Consider the following 7,281-nt stretch of genomic DNA (forward strand, 5'->3'; position numbering starts at 1 on the left):
GGCCGACAGCGACTCGGACGTCGCGGTGGCGAGAATCTCGCGGGTCGCGCGCCGCAGCTGCGCCACGACCGGCCCCTGCACCCGCACCGCGTAGTCCTGCTTGGCCTCGGGTCCGAAGTCGATCAGATGGTCGGCCGAGAAGTTGATGCCGCCGATGAAGCCGGTCGCGCCGTCGACGACGACGATCTTGCGATGCAGTCGCCGGAACGGCTTGAGGCGCCGCGACAGCCGTGGCGGTGGATCGAAGACATGCAGCCGCACGCCCGCCTCGGTGAGGCCGCGGACGAAACCTTCGGACAACTCCGGCGATCCGAAGCCGTCCACCGTCATGTCCACCCGCACGCCGCGCCGCGCTGCGGCGATCAGCACCTCGCGCAAAGCCAGGCCGACCTTGTCCTCGAACAGGATGAAGGTCTCGATCAGCACCTCCTCGCGGGCGGACTCGATCGCGGCGAAGACGGCCGGGAAATATTCCTCGCCGTTCTCGAGCAGCTCGATGCGGTTGCCGCTGGTCCAGTCCGGACGCTTCATAGCCGGATCTCCGCGGCCAGCGGCGCATGGTCCGACAGGTGCGACCAGGGGCGGCGCGGCAGCACGATCGGGTGCTGCACCGAGGCGCCGCGCACATAGATCCGGTCCAGCGGCAGCAGCGGGAAGCGCGCCGGAAAGGTGCGCGCCGCGGCGCCGTAGGACTTCACGAAGACCTCGGCCAGGCCCGCGCAGCGGCTCAGCATGCGATGCGCGCGCTGGCGCCAGTCGTTGAAGTCGCCGGCCACGACCACCGGGTCCTCGGGTGGCAGGCTGTCGATCAGCTGGCACAGCCGCTCGACCTGCCGCTGGCGATGCGACTCGCGCAGACCCAGGTGCACGCAGATCGCATGCAGCTGGCGGCCATCCTCGAGCTTGAGCACGCTGTGCAGCAGACCCCGGCGCTCCGGCCCCTCGACCGACACGTCATGGTTGGTGTGATGGGTGATGGCGAACTTCGACAGCAGGGCATTGCCGTGATGCCCCTGCGGATAGACCGCGTTGCGGCCATAGGCGAAGTCGCTCCAGAGGCTGTCCGCCAGGAACTCGTAATGGGGCGCCTGGGGCCAGGTGGGGACGCGGGCCGCGTGCAGTTCATGCTCGCCGAGCACTTCCTGCAGGAAGACCACGTCGGCGGACACGGCCCGCACCGCTTCCCGCAACTCGTGCAGGATGAAGCGGCGGTTGAAGAAACCGAAACCCTTGTGGAGATTGACGGTGAGGACGGTGAACTTCATGGCCTGCCAAGCGGCAAGCCCTGTGCCCGTCAGGGATTACAGGTCGTCGGACTTCAGCACCATGGGGCCCACGCACAGGACCCCGAAGGTGAGCGCGAAGGCGCCCACGAGAATCGCGCCGATCAGTTCAAGCATGGGGTGCTCCTGGAGGGCGGTGAGCCGCGAGGCGGCGGGCTGCCGGCCTGCGGGCGGAAGGCCCACGGATGCCGGGGAGGAGCGGTCAATACTAGACCTGTCCCGGTGCGCGCCGCAACCGCGCAAGCGGGTGCCCGACCGCCCATCCGGGGGATTCCGCCACCGCGCCAGCAGACATCGTGAACCCGTGCTCGAGCGGGCGCGGTGTCCTGCCTCAGCCGCGTCCGCCTTGCCGTACGCGTTTGCGCTGGGCCTCGTCATCCATCAGTTCGTACCACATCGCATTGAGCACCGCGAAGCCCGCCGCCAGCGGCAGGCCGAGGATCCAGGCGAAGTACCACATGAGCTCTTCCTTTCAAGTCGTTGACGGGGAAGGGGAAATCCGATCCCCCGGGAGTGTGGTGATCGGGCCGGTCAATAGGCGTGGTCGCCGTGGGTAATGTCGCGGGGCCGGACCTTGCCCCAGATGACGCTGTACACCCAGGCCGTGTAGCCGAGGATGATCGGCACGAACACGACGGCGCACACCAGCATGATGAACAGCGTCAGATGACTGGAGGACGCGTCCCAGACCGTGAGCGCGGAGGGCAGATGTGTCGACGACGGCACGATGAACGGGAACATCGACGCGCCCACGCTGAGGATGATCCCGGCGATGGACAGGCCGCTGAAGATCACCGTCAGCCGCTCCCAGCGCGCCCGCAGGCCCAGCAGGGCCAGCAGCGCGCCGAGGAAGCCAAGCGCCGGCGCGAGCATCGTCCACGGATGCGCCGCGTAGTTGACGAGCCAGCCGCCGGCCACGCCGGCCTGGACCGTCTTCATTAGCGGATTGGACGGGCCGTTGGCCAGGTGCGGGCTGGTCCATTGGAAGCCGCCGACCCACTGCCACACCAGCACGCCGCCCAGCGCGTAAAGCACGATCGTCGCGATCGCGGCGACGGTCGCGAAGCGCCTGGCGCGATCGGCCACCGCGCCTTCGGTGCGCACGGACAGCCACGCGCCGCCGTGCATCACCAGCATGGCCACCGACAGCAGCCCGCACAGGATCGCGAACGGATTGAGCAGGCCGAGGAAACTGCCTTCATAGACCATCCGCATGTCGGGCGTGAAGTGGAAGGGCACGCCCTGCAGCACGTTGCCGATGGCCACGCCGAAGATCAGCGATGGGACGAAACCCCCGATGAACAGGCACCAGTCCCAGTTCGAGCGCCAGCGCGGGCTCTCGCGCTTGCTGCGGTACTTGAAGCCGACCGGCCGCAGGATCAGCGCGAAGAGCGCCGCGAACATCGCGAGGTAGAAGCCCGAGAAGGACATCGCATAGATATGGGGCCAGGCCGCGAAGATCGCGCCGCCGCCCAGCACCAGCCAGACCTGGTTGCCTTCCCAGATCGGGCCGATGGTGTTGATGACGACGCGGCGCTCGACGTCCTCGCGCGCGACGAAGGGCAGCAGCGTGCCCACGCCCAGGTCGAAGCCGTCGGTGACGGCGAAGCCGATCAGCAGCACGCCGAGCAGCAGCCACCAGATGACGCGCAGCACGTCGTAGTCCAGCAGGGTGTGAAGGATCATGAGGTTCTCCGGTGCGTTGCGGGCCGGCGGATCAGACGGCGCGGACCTTGCCGACCAGCGGCACGTCGTGCGCGGGCGTGGGCGCAGGCAGCTCGCGCGGTCCCTTGCGGATCGCCGCGAGCATCAGCTTCATCTCCACGACGATGAGCACCGTGTAGATCGCCACAAAGCCCAGCAGCGTGAACAGCACCGTCTCGATGCCCAGGTGCGACACGGCCACCGCCGTGGGCAGCACGCCTTCGACGGCCCAGGGCTGTCGGCCGAGCTCGGCCACGATCCAGCCGCATTCCGCGGCGATCCACGGCAGCGGGATGGATCCCACCGCGACCTTGAGCAGCCACGGATGCGCATCGAGCCGTCGCCGCGCCGACAGCACGAAGAAGGTCGCGGTCAGCACGATGAAGAACAGGCCCAGCCCGACCATCACGCGGAAGGACCAGTAAAGCGGGGCGACCTGCGGGACGGTGTCCCACGCGGCCTTCTTCACCTGCTCGTCCGTGGCTTGGCGCGGATCGTCGACATAGCGCTTGAGCAGCAGCGCGTAGCCCAGCGACGGACTCTGCCGGTCGAAGGCCTGGCTCAGCGCCGCGGGCACCGCGCTGCCCGGCGGCAGGGCGCGGATCTGCTGCAGCGTGTCGTAGGCCGCCTGTCCCTCGCGGATGCGACGCTCGGCCAGTTGCACGAGGTCGAGGATGCCGGGGATCTGCCCGGTCAGCGAGCGCGTGCCGATCAGCCCCATCACCCAGGGAATCTGGATCGCGTAATGGGTCTCGCGCGCGTCCTGGTCCGGCAGCCCGAAGGCGGTGAACGGCGCCGGCGCAGGCTCCGTGTGCCACATCGCCTCGATCGCGGCGAGCTTCATCTTCTGATGCTCGGACGAGAGGTAGCCGCTCTCATCGCCCAGCACGACCACCGACAGCGACGAGGCCAGACCGAACGAGGCCGCCACCGTCATCGAGCGCTTGGCCAGCTCGAGATGCCGCCCCTTGAGCAGGTACCAAGCCGAGACCCCGAGGACGAACAGTGCGGCCACCACGTAGCCCGCCGACACGGTGTGCACGAACTTGGCCTGCGCCACGGGGTTGAACAGCACCTCGGCGAAATCGCTGACTTCCATGCGCATCGTCTGCGGATTGAGCCTGGCGCCCACCGGGTTCTGCATCCAGCCGTTGGCGATCAGGATCCAGAGCGCGGAGAAGTTGGTGCCCAACGCGGTCAGCCATGTGACGATGCAGTGCGCGCGCCGCGACAGCCGCTCCCAGCCGAAGAAGAACAGGCCGACGAAGGTCGCCTCCAGGAAGAAGGCCATGAGGCCTTCGATCGCGAGCGGGGCGCCGAAGATGTCGCCGACATAGTGGCTGTAGTAGCTCCAGTTCATGCCGAACTGGAACTCCATGACCAGGCCGGTCGAGACGCCCAAGGCGAAATTGATGCCGAAGAGCACGCCCCAGAACTGCGTCATCTGCTTCCAGATCGGGCGACCGGTCATCACGTAGACCGTCTCCATGATCGCCAGCAGGATCGACAGGCCGAGGGTGAGCGGCACGAAGAGGAAGTGGTACAGCGCGGTCATCGCGAATTGCAATCGCGACAGGCCGACGACATCGAGCTCCATGGTGAATCCTCCGGAAAACTTGTGGTGGCAAGGGATCGCGTGGAATCGGTGAAACGGCGAGACGGTGAATCGGTGAATCGGTGAAGCGGTGAAGCGGTGAAGCGGTGAAGCGGTGAAGCGGTGAAGCGGTGAAGCGGTGAAGCGGTGAAGCGGGTCAGGGTCCTCGGGCGCCGCGCAGGGCCGCGAGCGCTTCGTCGAAGCCGACCGTCCCGCGATGCAGGTCGGCGCCCAGGCGGCCGTGCGCCAGCACCAGCAGCCGGTCCGCGAGCATCGCCTCGCGCGCCAGGTGGGTGGCGATCAGCAGCGTGCGGCCCTGGGCCTGCTCGTGCAGGCGAGCGAGCACATCGCGCGCTGTCGTCTCGTCCAGGCCTTCGGTGGGCTCGTCGAGCAGCCACAGCCGGGCAGGGCGCAGCAGCAGGCGAGCCAGCGACAGTCGCCGCGCCTGGCCGCCAGACAGGCCCAGTCCGCCCTCGCCCAGCGGCGTGTCCAGGCCGCGCGTGAAACGGGCGATGTCGTCGGCCAGTCCCGCCGCGCACAGCACTTGTGCGAGCCGGTCATCGCCGGCGTGGGCATCGGCCAGGCGCAGGTTGTCGGCGAGGCTGTCCTGGAACAGCTCGGTGCGTTGCGTCAGCCACGCGGCGGGCAGCGCGCACACGTGGCCGGCGACCGGGGTGAGCTCGCCCGCGATCAGCGACAGCAAGGTCGACTTCCCCGCGCCGCTGGGGCCGATCACGGCGATGCGCTCGCCCAGCGCCACGCGCAGATGCAGGTCGTGCACCGCGGGGCGCGGCGCGCCCTCATGCTGGGCCCGCACGCCGCTGAGCGAGCAGGCGAGCCCGGCCTCCGGCGTAGCGGGTCGCGGATCTGTCGAGGCCGAGGAGGGCGGCGATCCGGCGCCCGATGACGCCAGGGAATCGGCCGTGGCGGGATGGGCATCGTCGGCCAGTGCCGGGGCGAGCCGACGCACCGCCAGCGCGCTGCGGCCGGCCTCGATCGCGCCACGGCGCAGCGCGGCGAAGGGCTCCATCGCGGCCAGGGCCACGAGCAGCGCCAGCGCGGCGGCGGGCGCGTCCAGTCGACCGCGTTCGACCAGCGCGGCCGCGGCGAGCAGCACGGCGCTCAAGGTGACGCTGCCAGCGATCGAGAAGACGGCACCGGTGCGCGCCTCCAGACCCTGCAGCGCGAGGTCGGCGCGGGCCAGCCGGGCGTCGGTCGAGCGCAGGGTCTCGCAGTGCGCCTGCAGGCGGCCGGCCATCACGAGGTCCGTCTGGCCGGCGCCGAGGTCGATGGCCTGCTCGCGCAGGCGCTCGATCGCGACCGCGCGGCGCAAGGCCAGCGGTCGGGCCAGACGCGCGGTGCGCGCGGTCACGCCCAGTCCCACCAGCATCAACCATGCGCCAAGGACCAGCCCCAGCCGCACATCGAGCGCACCGACCAGCACCGCGGCCAGCGCCGCGGCGCCGATCGCCGCCGCAATGGGGACCGCGATGCGCAGCACGATCGATTCGAGCGCCTCGATGTCGGCGGTGAGCCGCAACAGCAGCCGCGCGGGGCGGCGATGCAGACGGCGCGCGGCCTCGGGACGGGCCCAGCCGACAAAGAGCCGCTCGCGCAAGGCGGCGAGCGCGGCCAGCGCGGCATCGTGGGTCCACACGCGTTCGCCGTAGCGGCCCGCGGTGCGGAGCAGCGCGAGCAGCCGGATGCCGGCGCTGGGCACGAAGACGTTGAAGGCCGCGGCACTCGCGGTGAGGCCGGCCAGGCCCGCGGCGGTGATGAACCAGCCCGACAGCCCCAGCAGCGCGATGCCGGCCAGCACGGTGAACACAGCGAGCGCCGTGCCCAGGAGCAGGCGTGGGCCGGCGTTGGCGAGCAGCACGCGGGTCAGGGGGCGCAGGCCGCGGGTGCTTGCACGCGCGCGGCGCGTCATGCCGCGCTCCCGAGCGCGATCGAGGCGTGGGGCGGGGCCATGGGGGTGACGATGGGTGTTTTGGTGGGTGGGTCTGTGGGCGTGTCCGTGGGCGTGTCCGTGGCCGTGCCGATCGTGGCGTCGCGGGCGTTCAGGGCGATCGTGCGATCCATCCGCGCGATGAGTGCCGGGTCATGCGTGGCGACGATCAGCGTGCGATCGCGTGCCAGCCGGAGAAGACCCTCGATGACGGCCTCGGCGGTGCGCGGGTCCAGGTGCGCGGTGGGCTCATCCACGAGTAGCAGTCGCGCGTCGGGTTGGACCGCGGCGCGCGCCAGCGCCAGGCGCATCAGCTCGCCGCCGGACAGCCCGATGCCGCGCTCGCCGAGCGAGCCTTCGGGCAGGGCCTGTGCGACCCCGTCCAGCGCGGCCAGGGCCAGCGCATCCCGGACCTCCTCGCGCCGCACGCCGGACCGGTCCAGCGCGACATTGCGCTGGACCGTGCCCGCGAAGACGTGCGAGCCCTGGCCGATCCAGGCCATCCGTGCCCGCAGCCGCCGGGCGTGGACCTCGTCGACCGGCAAGCCGTCGACGCGGATCTCGCCGCCCGCTGCCGGCAGCAGGCCAGCGATCAGCGCCAGCAGCGTGGACTTGCCCGCGCCGCTGGGCCCCACGAGGGCGACCCGCTCGCCGGCGCGGATCCGCAGCGTGAGGCTGTCCAGGAGCAGCGGCTCGCCGGCGTGGCGGAAGCGGAGCTGGTCGATGTCGACGTCGACCGCGGCGTTGCCGAG

7 protein-coding genes are annotated in these 7,281 nt (G+C 70.3%); all 7 read right to left on the reverse strand.

The window, feature by feature from the left end:
* The coding region (locus tag CS062_RS24575) for a phospholipase D-like domain-containing protein (RefSeq protein WP_233218241.1) at positions 1–531 on the reverse strand (531 nt) is incomplete at its 3' end.
* On the reverse strand, positions 528–1,265 hold the full coding sequence (locus CS062_RS24580) for an endonuclease/exonuclease/phosphatase family protein (protein ID WP_099864458.1): 738 nt from the start codon (positions 1,263–1,265) through the stop codon (positions 528–530). The genes CS062_RS24580 and CS062_RS24575, both read right to left, overlap by 4 nt.
* 349 nt (positions 1,266–1,614) lie before the next feature.
* Positions 1,615–1,743 carry a cytochrome bd-I oxidase subunit CydX gene (gene cydX, locus CS062_RS24585; RefSeq protein WP_099864460.1) on the reverse strand — a complete coding sequence of 43 codons (129 nt, stop codon included), beginning with the start codon at positions 1,741–1,743 and terminating at the stop codon, positions 1,615–1,617.
* A gap of 71 nt (positions 1,744–1,814) precedes the next feature.
* Positions 1,815–2,969, reverse strand: coding sequence for a cytochrome d ubiquinol oxidase subunit II (cydB, locus tag CS062_RS24590; RefSeq protein ID WP_099864461.1), 1,155 nt, complete (start codon positions 2,967–2,969; stop codon positions 1,815–1,817).
* A gap of 31 nt (positions 2,970–3,000) precedes the next feature.
* Complete coding sequence (locus tag CS062_RS24595; RefSeq protein WP_099864462.1) at positions 3,001–4,584, reverse strand: cytochrome ubiquinol oxidase subunit I; 1,584 nt, start codon at positions 4,582–4,584, stop codon at positions 3,001–3,003.
* 154 nt (positions 4,585–4,738) lie between these two features.
* A complete protein-coding gene (locus CS062_RS24605; RefSeq protein WP_099864464.1) occupies positions 4,739–6,511 on the reverse strand; it encodes an amino acid ABC transporter ATP-binding/permease protein in 1,773 nt (590 codons plus the stop codon).
* Positions 6,508–7,281: ATP-binding cassette domain-containing protein (locus CS062_RS24610; protein WP_143742507.1), on the reverse strand; the 774-nt coding region annotated here is incomplete at its 5' end. The genes CS062_RS24605 and CS062_RS24610, both read right to left, overlap by 4 nt.

The sequence above is a fragment of the Roseateles chitinivorans genome (genome assembly GCF_002761755.1).
Taxonomy (GTDB): domain Bacteria; phylum Pseudomonadota; class Gammaproteobacteria; order Burkholderiales; family Burkholderiaceae_C; genus Roseateles; species Roseateles chitinivorans.

Coding starts and splice junctions, on each gene's coding strand:
- CS062_RS24580 (WP_099864458.1), bottom strand. CDS start 1,265: ATGAAGTTCACCGTCCTCACCGTCAATCTCCACAAGGGTTTCGGTTTC.
- cydX (WP_099864460.1), bottom strand. CDS start 1,743: ATGTGGTACTTCGCCTGGATCCTCGGCCTGCCGCTGGCGGCGGGCTTC.
- cydB (WP_099864461.1), bottom strand. CDS start 2,969: ATGATCCTTCACACCCTGCTGGACTACGACGTGCTGCGCGTCATCTGG.
- CS062_RS24595 (WP_099864462.1), bottom strand. CDS start 4,584: ATGGAGCTCGATGTCGTCGGCCTGTCGCGATTGCAATTCGCGATGACC.
- CS062_RS24605 (WP_099864464.1), bottom strand. CDS start 6,511: ATGACGCGCCGCGCGCGTGCAAGCACCCGCGGCCTGCGCCCCCTGACC.